The organism is Streptomyces sp. T12 (assembly GCF_028736035.1).
In the GTDB taxonomy this organism is placed as follows: Bacteria; Actinomycetota; Actinomycetes; order Streptomycetales; family Streptomycetaceae; genus Streptomyces.
In genome coordinates this window covers 5,210,432-5,224,486 of record NZ_CP117866.1, presented here as the reverse complement: position 1 = coordinate 5,224,486, position 14,055 = coordinate 5,210,432, and the positions used below count along the sequence as shown (strand labels likewise).

The 14,055-nt window shown below is 70.2% G+C and carries 13 protein-coding genes, 1 tRNA gene and 1 pseudogene; 8 read left to right on the top strand and 7 right to left on the bottom strand.

Annotation, left to right across the window (positions count from 1 at the left end):
• Window positions 1-353 precede the first annotated feature (353 nt).
• Window positions 354-1,013: a bifunctional DNA primase/polymerase gene (locus PBV52_RS23420; RefSeq protein ID WP_274240845.1), complete on the top strand. Its 660-nt coding sequence runs from the start codon at window positions 354-356 to the stop codon at window positions 1,011-1,013.
• Window positions 1,014-1,069: 56 nt separating this feature from the next.
• Window positions 1,070-1,738 carry a hypothetical protein gene (locus tag PBV52_RS23415; RefSeq protein ID WP_274240844.1) on the top strand — a complete coding sequence of 223 codons (669 nt, stop codon included), beginning with the start codon at window positions 1,070-1,072 and terminating at the stop codon, window positions 1,736-1,738.
• A gap of 243 nt (window positions 1,739-1,981) precedes the next feature.
• Here PBV52_RS23415 and PBV52_RS23410 read toward each other — a convergent pair whose 3' ends face one another.
• From PBV52_RS23410 to PBV52_RS23400, 3 genes are all read right to left on the bottom strand, one after another.
• Window positions 1,982-2,971: a DUF5926 family protein gene (locus PBV52_RS23410; protein ID WP_274240843.1), complete on the bottom strand. Its 990-nt coding sequence runs from the start codon at window positions 2,969-2,971 to the stop codon at window positions 1,982-1,984.
• Window positions 2,972-3,119: 148 nt separating this feature from the next.
• The gene (locus tag PBV52_RS23405) at window positions 3,120-3,758 is read right to left on the bottom strand and encodes an ATP-binding protein (protein WP_274240842.1); all 639 of its coding nucleotides are present in this window, start codon (window positions 3,756-3,758) and stop codon (window positions 3,120-3,122) included.
• Between the two features lie 256 nt (window positions 3,759-4,014).
• Window positions 4,015-4,842 (bottom strand): glycerophosphodiester phosphodiesterase, encoded by an 828-nt coding sequence (locus PBV52_RS23400; RefSeq protein WP_274240840.1) that lies wholly within the window; start codon window positions 4,840-4,842, stop codon window positions 4,015-4,017.
• A 277-nt stretch (window positions 4,843-5,119) separates the two neighbouring features.
• Here PBV52_RS23400 and PBV52_RS23395 point away from each other — a divergent pair, with 277 nt between their 5' ends.
• From PBV52_RS23395 to PBV52_RS23385, 3 genes are all read left to right on the top strand, one after another.
• Window positions 5,120-6,697: a S1C family serine protease gene (locus PBV52_RS23395; RefSeq protein WP_274240839.1), complete on the top strand. Its 1,578-nt coding sequence runs from the start codon at window positions 5,120-5,122 to the stop codon at window positions 6,695-6,697.
• Between the two features lie 339 nt (window positions 6,698-7,036).
• The gene (locus PBV52_RS23390; RefSeq protein ID WP_274240838.1) at window positions 7,037-8,590 is read left to right on the top strand and encodes a serine/threonine-protein kinase; all 1,554 of its coding nucleotides are present in this window, start codon (window positions 7,037-7,039) and stop codon (window positions 8,588-8,590) included.
• Window positions 8,591-8,723: 133 nt separating this feature from the next.
• Window positions 8,724-8,808: transfer RNA gene (locus tag PBV52_RS23385), tRNA-Ser, on the top strand.
• A 145-nt stretch (window positions 8,809-8,953) separates the two neighbouring features.
• Here PBV52_RS23385 and PBV52_RS23380 read toward each other — a convergent pair.
• The 4 genes from PBV52_RS23380 to PBV52_RS23365 form a co-directional block, all read right to left on the bottom strand.
• Entirely contained in the window at window positions 8,954-9,358 is a 405-nt protein-coding gene (locus PBV52_RS23380; protein ID WP_274240837.1) for an amphi-Trp domain-containing protein, read from the bottom strand.
• A 43-nt stretch (window positions 9,359-9,401) separates the two neighbouring features.
• Complete coding sequence (locus PBV52_RS23375; RefSeq protein WP_274240836.1) at window positions 9,402-9,932, bottom strand: DinB family protein; 531 nt, start codon at window positions 9,930-9,932, stop codon at window positions 9,402-9,404.
• 120 nt (window positions 9,933-10,052) lie between these two features.
• Window positions 10,053-10,484: a hypothetical protein gene (locus PBV52_RS23370; RefSeq protein ID WP_274240835.1), complete on the bottom strand. Its 432-nt coding sequence runs from the start codon at window positions 10,482-10,484 to the stop codon at window positions 10,053-10,055.
• Window positions 10,485-10,650: 166 nt separating this feature from the next.
• Entirely contained in the window at window positions 10,651-11,517 is an 867-nt protein-coding gene (locus tag PBV52_RS23365; protein WP_274240834.1) for a bifunctional DNA primase/polymerase, read from the bottom strand.
• 374 nt (window positions 11,518-11,891) lie between these two features.
• On the opposite strand from PBV52_RS23365, the gene PBV52_RS23360 reads away from it, so the two are divergent.
• From PBV52_RS23360 to PBV52_RS23350, 3 genes and pseudogenes are all read left to right on the top strand, one after another.
• Window positions 11,892-12,218 carry a hypothetical protein gene (locus tag PBV52_RS23360; RefSeq protein ID WP_274240833.1) on the top strand — a complete coding sequence of 109 codons (327 nt, stop codon included), beginning with the start codon at window positions 11,892-11,894 and terminating at the stop codon, window positions 12,216-12,218.
• 445 nt (window positions 12,219-12,663) lie between these two features.
• Window positions 12,664-13,632, top strand: a complete 969-nt coding sequence (locus tag PBV52_RS23355; RefSeq protein WP_274240832.1) for a bifunctional MaoC family dehydratase N-terminal/OB-fold nucleic acid binding domain-containing protein — start codon at window positions 12,664-12,666, stop codon at window positions 13,630-13,632.
• A pseudogene (locus tag PBV52_RS23350) lies at window positions 13,629-14,048 on the top strand (MaoC family dehydratase); the annotation flags it as partial. The gene PBV52_RS23355 and the pseudogene PBV52_RS23350, both read left to right, overlap by 4 nt.
• Window positions 14,049-14,055: the final 7 nt, after the last annotated feature.

Sequence of the window (14,055 nt, the reverse complement as noted above, 5' to 3'; positions counted from 1 at the left end):
ATGGGTACGTACTCGGTGAAGGCCAGGGGTGGTTGACAGCCACCCGGAACCTGGCGACGGACCCGGGCGTCTTAGCCACCGACGACCGGCCCCATCCTCCCGTGGCGGAGGCGAAGAGAAATACGCGCGACGCTAAACGCCAGACTTCGCCACCCCCACGCCACGCCCATGCTTTTGATAGACGCAGTACGGGCGAGGTGGCCGCGGAAGCAGTCAACGCTCGGCCCATAGGGGTTTCCCTTGCCCACGGCAGGGGTGTGATGCGCCAACAGGTACGCACAGTGAAGTGATCGACACATGGTGTGATGTGACCACGGTGTTGCCAGCGGTGCAACGGAAAGGAACGAGCGCTCATGCGCGAGATCCTCGGAAGGCGACGCAGGCTCCTGCGCAGCGACGGGACGCCTGAATTGATCAGCGCGGCCCTGACCTTCGCGACGGAATGGCGCTGGCCGGTACTCCCAGGCGTGACGACGCACCCGCAGGGGCACTCCCGCTGCGGCTGCCCCGACCCTGAGTGCACGGTGCCCGGCGCCCACCCCTTCGACCCCGGCCTCCTCGCGGCCACCACCGACGAGCGCATGGTGCGCTGGTGGTGGGCCAACCGGCCCACGGCCCCGATCATCCTCGCCACCGGCGACGCGGCCCCCTGTGCGGTCAGCCTCCCCGCCCTGCCGGCCGCGCACGCCCTCACCGCACTCGACCGCATGGGCATGCGCCTCGGCCCGGTCGTCGCCTCGCCCGCCCGCTGGTCGATCCTGGTGAAGCCGTACTCCATGGAGCAGCTGGGCGAACTGCTCTACGCCAAGGACTTCGTCCCCGGCTCCCTCCGCTTCCACGGCGAGGGCGGCTATATCGCCCTGCCCCCGTCCGAGACGGGCCAGGGCCCCATCAGCTGGCAGCGCGCTCCGCTGCCCGGCTCGGCCTCCCCGTGGGTGCCGGACGTGGAGGCCGTGGTGGACGCCGTGGTTGAGGCCCTCACTCGTACGGGTGTGAGCGCGCCCGAATTGTAGGGCCGTCCGGCGCGCGCGGGACGGTGCACGCGCGCGTGGTCGTTATCTTCCGCTATATGCCGCGTCAAACCAGGGGAAAAAGGGCACCGTCGTCGCATCGCCGCGGGCCGAATCGCAGAAGAGTCCGTCTGATCGCCTTCGCGTCCGTCGCGGCGGCCGCGGTCGCCCTGCCGCTGGCCTGGGCGGCCGCCGGTCAGGTCGTCGACGCGAGCCGGGCCGCCCGACACACGTCCGCGCACGAGGCCGTACGGTCCTCCCCCCATGCTCCGAAGGACGGTGCCGTACGCCCGTCCCGCCCCGCCGACGCCAAGGCGCCGGCCGCCGAGCTCGCCGACTCGTCGCTGCTGCTCGGCCTGGGCCTTGCCACCGCCGCCCGCTGCGGCCCCGAACTCACCTCCCCCGAGGGCGTCGAGGCGCAGACCTGCGTCCTCACACAGGGCGAGGAGACCTGGGCGCGTACCTACTTCCGCAATGCGACCGGCGGTGCGATGGACTCCGTACTGAGTCTCATGGGGCCCGGTGGCCGCACGGTGCAGATGCGCTGCGCCGGGGGCGCCGAGGACGAGCCGGGGACGTGCGAGACGCCCCGGGAGCGCACTCGGGGCAACCTGGACGCCTACACGGCGGTCGCGGAGTTCGCGTCCCGGGCCGGGAGCGGGCCGCTGCTGCTGCGCTCCGCGAGCAACTCCTCGCCGGGCAACTCCGGGTCACCTACGGGCAGTTGACAGGCGGCGTCATTCCGTAAAGGAGTGCGCATATGGGAAGACCCGGTTGCTGGCGACGGGGGATGCACCAGCAACCGGGCTAGTGGAACGGTAACAAGAGATCGGCGGTTCGCAAATTCGATCCGGGCTTTCCAGTCACGGATTCCCTTGCTCCGCAGGGGAGTTGTGATCGGATTCACCCCTCCCGGAGGGGCCGGTTCGGCTGAACGGCCGTTCAGCCGAACCTGATCTCCGCAGCGCTCGTCAGCTGAGCGTGACCTGCCGGTTGGTCAGGCCGCCACGCGCGCGACGCTCGTCCGCGGTGAGCGGAGCGTCCGTGGCCAGGGCCGCGGCGAGGCGCTCGGCGAACTCCGCCGCCGGCTTCTCCACGTCCTCCGCGCCGACGCCGCTCGGCAGGTCCCAGACCGGCACGGTGAGGCCGTGAGCGCGGAAGGAGCCCACGAGACGGGTGCCTTCGCCGAGGTTCGACTTCCTTGCCGCGTGCAGCCGCGCGAGAGCGTCCAGAAGCTGCTCCTCGGAGTGCGGCATGACCCAGCGCAGGTGGTTCTTGTCCGGCGTCTCGCACCAGTAGGCGGCGTCCACGCCGGTCAGCCGCACCGTCGGGATGGCCGCGGCGTTGGCCCGCTCCAAGGAGGCGGTCACCTCCGGAGTGGCGTTCTCCGCGTCCGGGACCCAGAACTCGAAGCCCGCGTGCACAACTGGCTCGAACGCGCCTTCGGGGTCGAGCAGATCCTGCAGCCGCGGACCGTCGGCCGGGGCACGGCGGCCCTGGACCGGCGTGCCGGGCTGTGCGGTCAGTGCCTGCTGGAGAGTGTCGGCGAGGTCGCGGCTGATGTCGCCCGACGCCGTGTCGTTCTGCAGGCCGAGCAGTACCGAGCCGTCGTCGCGGCGCAGGGCCGGCCAGGCCATCGGCAGGACGGTGGCCAGGGTGACGGACGGGACGCCCTCGGGGAGGCCGCCCTTCAGGGTCAGCTCGACCGTGGCGGCCGGCACCAGTTCGCGCAGCGCCACCCAGTCGCACTCGCCCGGCAGCCCCTCGAACGGGCGGTGCACCAGCTCGGTCACCGCCTGCGCGGCGGCCCGGCCGTGACAGGCCTTGTAGCGCCGGCCGCTGCCGCAGGGGCAGGGCTCGCGTGCGCCGACGACCGGAAAGTGGCCATCAGCGCCTCCGGCGGGGGCTCCGTCGCTGAGCTGCGGGCGCTTGGCCTTGGTCTGGGGTCGCTTCTTGGCCATCGTGGGTGTCTCCCGGTTACGGCTCGTCTCGTACGGCGCGAGCCTAGCCCTTCACGCCATGCGCGACGGGAGCCTGTGGACAACCCACCGGGTCGTGCCGGAAACAGGGCCTCCGGCGGAAGCAGTGCCTCTGCCGGAACCCGTGCCGTCAGTCCAGGTCGTCAAAGGCGTCGGCGAAGTCGAGGCCGGATATCGCGCCCACCGACGGCGCTGCGACGCGCGTAGCGAAGTCGTGGCGGCGGTGTCCGGCATCCGGATCATGAACGTCGCCGTGGACCACGACCCAGACCGTGACCTCGCCCCGGGCGTCGTCCCGTACACCCCAGTCGTCGGCGAGAGCGGTGATGATGTTCAGCCCGCGGCCGCCGTGCGCGGTGACCGAGGGCGTGGCCGGAGCAGGGCGGGTGGGCCCGCCGCCGTCCGTCACCTCCACGATGAGCCTGCCGCTCGCGTCCACGCGCCAGGCGGCCCGGACGTCACCGTCCCCGGACAGTGCGTCACCGAGCGGCCGGCCGTGTTTGCAGGCGTTGCTCAAGAGTTCGGAAAGAATCAGTACGGCATCGTCGATGACCGAATCCGCCACACCACCCCTGCGCAATTGTGAGCGCATACGGTGTCTCGCTTCCCCCACGCCCGCAGGGCCATGGGGTACGGCCATGCTCGACGACGTGGGCACCTCCTGTGCCACCACCAACGCCACCCCCGAGACCTCCTTTGCCCCACGCCACGGTGTGGATGCCCCATTGGCCTGTACCGGAAACCGGCCAATCAATGTCCGGTGACGCACTCGCAACGATCGAATACGGACCGAACGCGCCGGAGCACTCCCTGTAATCGAGATGGCTGGAATTCGACGGTGTGACCGAGAGTGGAGGATGGGGCTGAAGGGGCTCCGGGGTCAAGAGGTTGTGCAGGGATTGATGAGGTTTTAGGGGTTTCCGGGTGCGCGGTTTGCTGTGACCACTTGATTTGGCCGTGCCTTTGGCCGTGCTTCGGTCGTGCCGTTGGTCGTGCTTCGGCCGTGCGTCGGCTACGCGCGCGGGTCAGCGGCCTAGCTGGTGCAGCACCGCGCGCGGGCGGTTGGTGATGATGGCGTCGACGCCCAGCTCGACGCAGAGGTCGACGTCCTGGGGCTCGTTCACGGTCCAGACGTGCACCTGGTGACCGGCCCTTTTCAGGCGCTCCACATAAGCCGGGTGACTGCGTACGATCCGGATCGAGGGGCCGGCGATGCCGACGCCCGCGGGCAGCCGTCCGTCCCGGAGTCTGGGTGAGACGAACTGCATCAGATAGACGGTCGGCAGTGTCGGCGAGGCGGCACGCACGCGATGCAGCGAGCGCGCCGAGAAGCTCATGACCCGCACCGGGGACTCGTCCGCCGAGGCGGGCGCGTCGAGCCCGAACCGCTTCAGCAGGACTAGCAGCCGCTCCTCGACCTGCCCCGCCCAGCGGGTCGGGTGCTTGGTCTCGATCGCCAACTCCACACGCCGCCCCGCGTCGGCGACGAGCTCCAGCAGTCGCTCCAGGGTGAGCACCGAGGTGTCCTCGGGGTCCTCCGGCCGGAACTCCCAGTCGGGCTCCTCGGCCCGGTTCTTCCACGAGTCGCGGTTCTTGCGGGAGCCGAAGTCCAGGGCGGCGAGCTCGGCGAGCTCCAGGGCCGAGACCGCGCCGCGGCCGTTGGACGTACGGTTGACGCGGCGGTCGTGGACGCAGACGAGATGGCCGTCCGCGGTGAGGCGTACATCGCACTCGAGGGCGTCCGCACCGTCCTCGATCGCCTTCTTGTACGCGGCCAGGGTGTGCTCGGGAGCGTCTTCGGAGGCTCCGCGATGGGCGACGACTTGGATCTGCTGCTGCCGTGCGTGGGTCACCGCGTCATGGTCCCACCGCGGGCGGGTAGACGTGCGGCCGGAGCAGTCTTGAGGGTGCTGGGATTGCGCCTGCTTAGTCGCACATGCCCTATATAAGGAATGGCCGTGGACCCACAGCCACCGCTTATGGTGCTCTGACGGCCCGTGGGAAAAGCTGACGGCATACAAAAAGACATGCACAGCTGAAGCGCACCGACCGCCGACAAGTACTGGCCAGCGTGAACGGGCGTGACCGAGTGCGACCGAAAACTACAGCCGTGGATCGAGGAGAGAAGCTGTGAGCACCGAGAACGAGGGCGCCGCGGTACCCCCGGCCCCGTCCGCACCTCCCGTGCCGGTGGATGCTCCTGCTGCTCCGGCATCCCAGGAACGCCCGGTTCCCGAGGGCGACGCCGCCCCGACCACTCCGCTCCCGCCGGTGCCGAACGGCGCCCCGGCGAACTCGAACGGCACGCAGCCGTACGCCGCCGAGGCGGGCGCGAACGGGTCTCAGCCGTACGCTGCCGAAGCGGCTTCGAACGGCGCCCAGCCGCCCGTCGCCCCGGCTGCCTCGAACGGTGCCCAGCCGCCCGCCTCCCAGGGCTCGGCCCCCGACGCCTCCTGGCCGCCTCCGCCGCCGCCCACGCCGCCGTACGCCGACAGCGGCATTGCGGCAGGTGCTGCTGGTGCTGGCGCCGATGGCGGTGGCGGCGCGGGCTTCGGCTGGGGCGCCGGCTACCAGCAGCCGGCGCCCAAGTCCGGCCGTGGGCGCGGCGGACTGCTCGCCGCGGTCCTCATCGCCGCGCTGGTCGCGGGCGGCCTGGGCGGCGGCCTCGGCTACACCCTGGCCAAGAACGACGACAACAGCTCCTCGACGACCGTCTCCGCCGCCGACAGCGGTGGCGACATCAAGCGCGACCCGGGCACGGTCGCGTCCGTGACCGCCAAGGCGCTGCCGAGCACCGTCACCATCGAGGCCGAGAGCAGCAGTGGCGAGGGCGGCACCGGCACCGGCTTCGTCTTCGACACCGAGGGCCACATCGTCACCAACAACCACGTGGTGGCCGACGCGGTCGACGGCGGCAAGCTCACGGCGACCTTCCCGAACGGCAAGAAGTACGACGCCGAGGTCGTCGGGCACGCGCAGGGCTACGACGTAGCGGTGATCAAGCTCAAGAACGCGCCGTCGGACCTCAAGCCGCTGACGCTGGGCAACTCCGACGAGGTGGCGGTCGGCGACTCGACGATCGCGATCGGCGCCCCCTTCGGCCTGTCCAACACGGTCACGACGGGCATCATCAGCGCCAAGAACCGCCCGGTGGCCTCCAGCGACGGCACCGGCAGCAACGCCTCCTACATGAGCGCCCTGCAGACGGACGCCTCGATCAACCCCGGCAACTCCGGCGGGCCGCTGCTGGACGCGCAGGGCAACGTCATCGGCATCAACTCCGCGATCCAGTCCTCCGCCAACGGCCTGGGCGGCACCAGCCAGTCCGGCTCGATCGGCCTCGGCTTCGCCATCCCGATCAACCAGGCCCAGTACGTCGCCAAGCAGCTGATCAAGACCGGCAAGCCGGTGTACGCCAAGATCGGCGCTTCCGTCTCCCTGGAGGACACCACCGGCGGCGCCAAGATCACCGAGCAGGGCGCCAGCGGCTCGGACGCGGTCGAGGCGGGCGGCCCCGCCGCCAAGGCCGGCCTCAAGCCCGGCGACGTCATCACCAAGCTCGACGACAGGGTGATCGACTCCGGCCCCACCCTGATCGGCGAGATCTGGACCCACAAGCCCGGCGACAAGGTCACGATCACCTACGAACGCGGCGGCCAGTCCCGCACGGTCGAACTCACCCTGGGCGCCCGCACGGGCGACAGCTGACGCCACCGGCCACGCGCGCGTACGTCCGGCTCCGACCAGGGGCGACGTCACGCGCGCGTGTTCGTTTGTTGCCCTCGCCTTGGGCGAGGTGGGCGCCTTCGGGAGGGGCGGGAACCAGGAGGCGACGCACCGCGTCCTCCCCGCCGGGAGGGCGCCCTGTCGCACTGTCGTTCGCTGAGGCGACGGCATGGGTGGACGGCCAGGGAGCTGTTCGCCGGGGTGTGGACTGCGCTGCGCGCGCGGGGGGTTGCCGATCGAGGGCGGCCGTGTCCATACGTTCGGATGGGCTATCGTGCCTTCTCGACCTCGACTGTTCGCGAATGGGAAGCGGAGCCGCGAATGGGAAGCAGACAAGGGGACGGTCTCGCGGTGTCCGATCTCGGGCGGCTCGTCGCCGGCAGGTACCTGCTGGTGGAGCGGGTGGGCAGCGGCGGTATGGGAACCGTCTGGCGTGCCGAGGACAAACTGCTCGGTCGGCACGTCGCCGTGAAGAAGCTGCGCATCCCGCCGCACCTGCAGGACGACGAGGTCCGGACGCTCTACGAGCGCACCCGCCGCGAGGCCCGCAGCGCCGCCCGGATCACCCACCCCAACGTGATCGTGGTGCACGACGTCGTCGACGACGAGGGCCTGCCGTGCATCGTCATGGAGTACATCCCCTCGGTCACGTTGAGCGACGTCCTCAAGCGCCGGGGCGCGCTGCCACCCGAGGAAGCTGCCCGGATCGGCCGTGCCATGGTCGCCGCCCTGCGCGCCGCCCATGACGCCGGAGTCCTGCACCGGGACGTCAAACCCGCCAACGTGCTGCTCGGTGACGACGGACGGATCGTCCTCACCGACTTCGGGATCGCCATGGAGTCGGGAACGTCCTCGCTGACCAAGCCCGGCGAGTTGATCGGCTCCATCTGCTACCTGGCGCCCGAACGGCTCAGGGGCGCGCATCCCGAGACCGGTCCCGCCAGTGACCTGTGGGCCCTGGGGGCGACGCTGTACCAGGCGGTCGAGGGGCGGGACCCGTTCCGCCGCGACACCCCGATCGAGACGGCGTACGCCATCGCCACCGATCCGTACGAGCCCTCGCGCAGGGCCGGGGACCTGACCCCGGTGATCGAGGGTCTGCTCGTCAAGGATCCCGAACAGCGCATGGACGTACACGAGGTAGAACGCCGCCTGGGCGAGGTGACCGGCACCGGGACCTCGCGCCTCGATGCACCCACGCGCCCGGACCGTGCGCAGGACCTCGTGCCTCCCGGCGGGAAGGGCAAGGGCAACCGCCGCCGTACGGTGGTGCGGTCGGTCCTGGCAGTGACCCTCGCCGCCTGTCTGGCGGGCGGCGCACTGTGGTGGCTCAAGGGCCGCGCCGATGGGCCGACTACGCACCCGTCCGGCTCCGAGGCGTCCACTTCCTCCCCCACCGCCAGCCCCGCTGCCACCGTGCCGCCGGTGCCCGCCGGTTACCACCTCGAGAAGCCGGACACCGGCATCTCCGTGCCCGTGCGCGACGGCTGGACCCGCAAGACGTTGCCCGGTGGCGAAGTCGGCTATATAGACCCGTCGGAACTGGTGGGCCTGAGGGTCAACGTCGTCGAGTTCGCGGGCACCGATCCGCTGCGGCACTGGCGTGAGACGGAAGAGGAACAGACCGCCCGCGACAATCCCGGCTATGAACGGGTGAGGATGGCCGAGACGACCTTCCGGGGACAGCCTGCCGGGTACTGGGAGTTCACCTTCGACGGCCGCGCACGCAAGTACCGCGCGGCGGAACTGGCCTTCGCGAGCGCCGACGGCACCCAGTACGTCATCTACCTCTCCGCGCCGGACGAGCAATGGCACGAGTACCGGCCGGCCTTCGACGCCGCCGTCAACGGAGTCCGCCTGAGCGACGCCGGCTGACGGCGAGCGCTCGTACGGCCGCTCAGGGACTCTTCGGCAAGGGAGCCACGGGCCCGCATACGGACCACCAACCCCGCGCAACGCGTCAGGCCGGTACGCTGTACCCGCTCCGCCCCTGGTGGGCCGGGGCCGAGGTGGGTTGCCCGAGCGGCCTAAGGGAACGGTCTTGAAAACCGTCGTGGCGCGAGTCACCGTGGGTTCAAATCCCACACCCACCGCTTGTCAGGCGGCATAAGGCCAGGTGAGAAGGGGTGCCCGAGGTTCGGGCACCCCTTACACCGTCCCGGTGGACGCCGTCGCCGCGCTAGGTGGCTGAATCGGTTCGCATGCTGCGCACATCATTGAGGCGGACCTTGGCGCCGCTCACGACTTCGTCGCGGCGGTCCGCTTCGAGGTTCTGCCTCCGCCGGTGCGGGCCCGCCCGGGAGCGGCAGCCGTGCTCTTCCGCCCGCTTCCAGCCTTCTCTGCGCCTGGGGCGGTCGGCCACTTGAACTCGATCTCCAGCTCGATCTCCCCGTCACTGACCTCGACCTCGATCTCGCCGCGAAGGTCGTCCGGGATCCGCAGGCTCAGTTTCCAAGGGTCGAGTTCCAGTTCGGCATCCCCGCCTTCCCGCAGCGCGGTCGCGAGCGCCTCGAGCTGATCGGCCGCCTCAAGGCGGGACAGCGAGCGCTTCTGCTCAAGCTTGAGATCCTGCATGGCGTCTCCGATCCAGCGCGGAAATAAGCAGATGAAGACCATTTTGGTGCTAATTGCCGAGCTGGACATCTTGCCGAGAGACACCCATCGGCGCGGCGTCGGCGGTAAGGGATCAGTGCCCCGGCTGCTGAGCCCGTAGCAGCCTCAACTGCCCGATCTCGGCGGCGTTCTTCATCAGCTCGGCGTTCACCCAGCCGATCATGTGGGCGACGGTGTACTGCGGGTCGTTCGGCCAGGGGAACAGCGCCGTGGCGTCCAGATCCGTGTCGTCGAGCCGGTCCAGCGCGGCCAGCCACTTCGCACGCAGGTCGCGCAACCAGGCGACGGTCGCCTTCCCGTCGCCTGGCCAGGTGACGTCGGTCCGCTCCCTGGGCGGGCGGCCCCGCAGATGGTCGGTGGACACGCTCCACCACCAGCCGATGTGCCAGCTCACCCAGGCGATGGTCGGCACGGGGACGGGATCGGGCTCGGTCTCCGCCCAGTCCGGCACCCAGGTGCCGTCGGCGGCCGGGCGTACCGTCCAGCAGTGCGGCCCCGGTTCCCACAGGAAGTCCTCGGGCCGGAGCCGTTCGAGGTGGTACTCGAACAGCGCCCAGGTGAGATCGAACTGCCAGCGCATCAGGTCACGTCGGGAAATGCTCATCGGCCGACCCTGGCAGTCGGGCTCCCCTTCGGGGCAAGCCGATTTCCCCGCCACGGCCGTCGTCGGAGGGCCGTCTCAGGAGCGCGTGGTCCCGCCGTCCCGAGGGCCTAGTCCCGACGTCTAGAGCTCGTAGTCCCGCGCCAGCGCCTCCCACTCGACCTCCCGCAGCGCGTCCTCCGCGTCACAGCCGGACGGCACGCGCGCGGTGGGCTGGAACCAGATGATCGTGAGGGCGGAGCGATACAGGACCGGGTCGTGGTCGCGGTCGAGGGCCGTGGAGTGGAAGGCGCCCACGCAGGCCACCGACGGCAGCACCTCCACCGGGCCGAACGCGCCCGCGTACTGGTCGGGATACTCGCGCGGCGGCGGCACGAGGTGCACCGGCGTGGAGGGGTGGGCGTGCTCCGCGGTGCGGAGGAGTCCCTTGATCTTCATGTCGTTGACCGGCTTGCACGGGTAGCCCTCCAGCATTCCGCCGTACGTCGAGGAGAGCTGCAGCTCGGAGAGATCGAGCGAGCGGCCGGACGTGAGGACGACGCGGGTCAGCGACATGGTCGGCACTCTAGGGCGGTGGTGCATCGAGCTCCCGTGAATTTCAAGGCCTGTCAGGCGCCTGCGAGCCCCGGGATCCGGGGCAGACGCCTGCGGATCCCGGAGCCCGTCAGGTGTCTGCGGGCCCCGGAGCCCGGGCAGACGGCTGCGGACCCCGGATGTCCGGTCAGGGCCGGTGCCCCGTCATCCGCGCGGCCGACGCGATCGTCGCGCGGGCCTCGCGTTCGGTCAGGCCGGTGTTGAGTGCCGCCTCGACCAGAGGGTCGACGAGGGCGGGGCCGATGCCGTCCTCGTAGGCACGGCAGGCAGCCCAGAACAGGCGGGTGTTGCGCTGGCCCTCGTGCGCGGCGAGCACGAACTGGACGAGTCCCTGCCCGTGGCCGCCGGCCGAGGGGGGCGTGGGGTGGTGTGTGCGGGGCGGAGGGAGCAGAAGGCGCAGGAGGGCGCGCGGACAGGGCGCGGGGGCGATGTGGGAGGTGCCGGGGGCGGTGCTGTAGACGCCGTGGTCGGTGCGGGAGCCGGGGCCGACGAGGTAGCCGCCGGCGCCGCGGATGTCGATGCCGGGCGCGAGGCGGCCCGCCGAGTTGGGGACGACGACGTGGGGCGGGCCGGTCAGCCAGAGGTGGCGGCCGCCGCTGGGGGTCAGGACGACCACCGTGGGCGGGATCGTGAACAGGTGGCGCAGCGCCAGTTCGCGCAGGGCGGCCGAGGAGTCCGTACCGGATTTGGTGTCGAGGTCGATGCCGATCAGGTGGTGTGGGGGCAGGCCGCACGCGATGCCGTAGCCCGTGGCCCAGGGGGCGGCCGCGAAGAGTTCGCGGATGCGGGCGGGGTCGGTGGAGGCGTCGTAGACCCCGTGCCCGAAGCGGCCGCACTCGCCGTGGCAGGGCGCGGGGCCGGGGTCGTCGCGGTGCGGGGAGCGCAGGGCCGGGAGCTTCGTCCGGGACAGGGGGATGACGGCCAGTCCGCGTTCGGCGGCTGACAGGGCGTGTGCGAGGGCCAGCGTCGTGGCCTGCCGGTCGGTGGTGGCCATGCCTCCATGTTCGTACGAATGTTCGAAAAAGGAAAGGGGGGAGGGGGTGGCCTGGCGGGCGACCCGCCGGGCGGTGGAGGTTGGCCACAAGTTGCTGGAACCTTTCGTCCCTTGTGGGGCTTGAGGTGCGCTGTCCGTACTTCCCCGACTTGAAGGCTAGAAGTGGCGAAAGGGGTTTATCGACATGTCATCACGCTTCAGGGCGAATAGGGGCTTCCGGGGTGGTTCGCCGGGGATTCGGTGGGCAACTCTGATCTCGCGACGTCGTGCACAGCTCCAGGGCGGTCGGCCAACTGCCTTGGAACGAGCAGTACTTCATGCACTACCTATGCGTCCGGCGGGGAGCCTGGGCGCACCTGTTCTGGAGGAACAACATGGCAAGCATCCGTACCGCCCGCGTCATCGCAGCCATCTCCGCACTCCCGCTCGCCGCCGCACTGTTCACCGGCGTCGCGACGGCGGACAACGGCGCCTTCGCGGACGACGGATCCAGCGCGGCCGTCACGAACGCCGCCCAGGGCCTCATCGGCAGCGGGGTCGGCGGCGACAACTACGGCACCTCGTCCACCACACAGCAGCAGGCGACCGGCTCCGGTGCCTCGAACCAGAGCAACACGGCCCAGGTCAACGGCTCCGCGTTCACGGCCGTCAATCAGGGCAACGACAACACGTCCGTCAACTTCACTCCGATCTGGTGGTGAGCTGAGGGGGCCTGCGCCCCGGTGCTCAGGCGCCGGCCCTCTCGGATCTGTGGGGTGTGCTGTGGGGTGCAACGCGTCTGCGTGGCGGTACTTCGGTGCCGCCACGCAGGCGTTTTCCGTGTTTCTCCTGGCTTTTCTGCGGCCTCCCGGTGACCTTCGTCGGCCTGCTGCGGCCTTGACAGTGGGTCGTATCTGACGGACAGTCAGAAACCTTCGTGGGGCCTGAGATCCGGGGCTTGGGGCCTGGAGCCTGGGCTCTGAGATCCGGGGCCTGGGGCCTGAGATATGGCGGCCTGAGATATGGCGGTCTGCGGTCTGCGGTCCGGGCTCTGGGCCTGGCGCCTCGTGAAGGTCCCAAAAACTCGTGGGAACCGGATCGGCGGTCGCGGTGTACCAGAAGTGTCAGTGCGATGCGCCGTGGGGCGATGAGGACGAGGGGGCGACGGTGAGCTACGAGCCCGTGGTGAGCCATGAGGCGGAAGCGAGCGACGAGTTCGGGACGCGGCTGAAGGTCTACGAGGGCCAGCGCGCCGCTGTGGCGCGCGCGGGCAAGGATCCCGTCAACGCGCCCATGATCCGGCACTGGTGCGAGGCCATGGGCGACACCAACCCGGCGTACTCGGGACCGGACGCCATCGCACCGCCCACCATGCTCCAGGCGTGGACCATGAGCGGCCTCTCCGGCCATACGAGAGGCACGCACGCGTACGACGAGCTGCTCGGCCTGCTCGACGATGCGGGCTACACCTCGGTGGTCGCCACCGACTGCGACCAGGAGTATCTACGGCCCTTGCGACCCGGGGACGAGATCACCTTCGACTCGGTGATCGAGTCGGTGTCGGAGAAGAAGACGACGAAGCTCGGCACGGGGTACTTCGTCACGACCCGCATGAACATCCGTGTCGGCACCGACCTGGCGGGCACCCACCGCTTCCGCATCCTCAAGTACGCACCCGCAGGTCGGGCCGGTCAGTCAGAGCAGCACAAGAAGCCTGCTCGCCCCCGCCCCGTAGTCAACCGCGACAACGCCGCCTTCTGGGAGGGCGTCCAGCGGCGCAGCCTGCTCATCCAGCGTTGCACGGGCTGCGGCACTCTGCGCCACCCCTGGCTGCCCGGCTGCAACGCCTGCGGCGGCCTGGACTGGGACACGGTCGGGGCGAGTGGCGAGGGCACGGTCTATTCGTACGTCGTGATGCACCACCCACCGTTCCCCGCCTTCGACCCTCCCTACGCGGTCGGCCTGATCGAACTGGCCGAGGGCGTGCGGATGATCGGCAACGTGGTGGGGGTGCCGTACGACAAGGTGCGGATCGGGCTGCCGGTGCGGCTCGAATTCCAGGAGTACGACGAGGGGTTGGTGCTGCCTGTCTGGCGCGCTCAGGAGGCTCAGCAGATGCAGGAGGTCGTCGCATGAGGGCCGGTGAGGGAGCGACGGGGAATCACCTCAAGGTCGGTGACGAACTGCCGCCGCTGGAGGTCCCGATCACCCGCACGTTGATCGTCGCCGGGGCCATCGCCTCACGCGACTACCAGGACGTGCACCACGACGCGGAGTTGGCCCGCCAGAAGGGCTCTCCCGACATCTTCATGAACATCCTCACGACCAATGGCCTGGTCGGCCGCTACATCACCGACCACTTCGGACCGACGGCCGAACTGCGCAGGGTGGCCATACGACTCGGGGCGCCCAACTACCCGGGAGACACGATGGTGTTGACGGGCAGGATCGAGGAGGTCGACGGCGACACGGCGACGGTACGGGTGGTCGGTGCGAACGGCATCGGCAGACACGTGACCGGCACGGTGACGGTGACCGTCCCGGCTGAGGCTGCCGTCA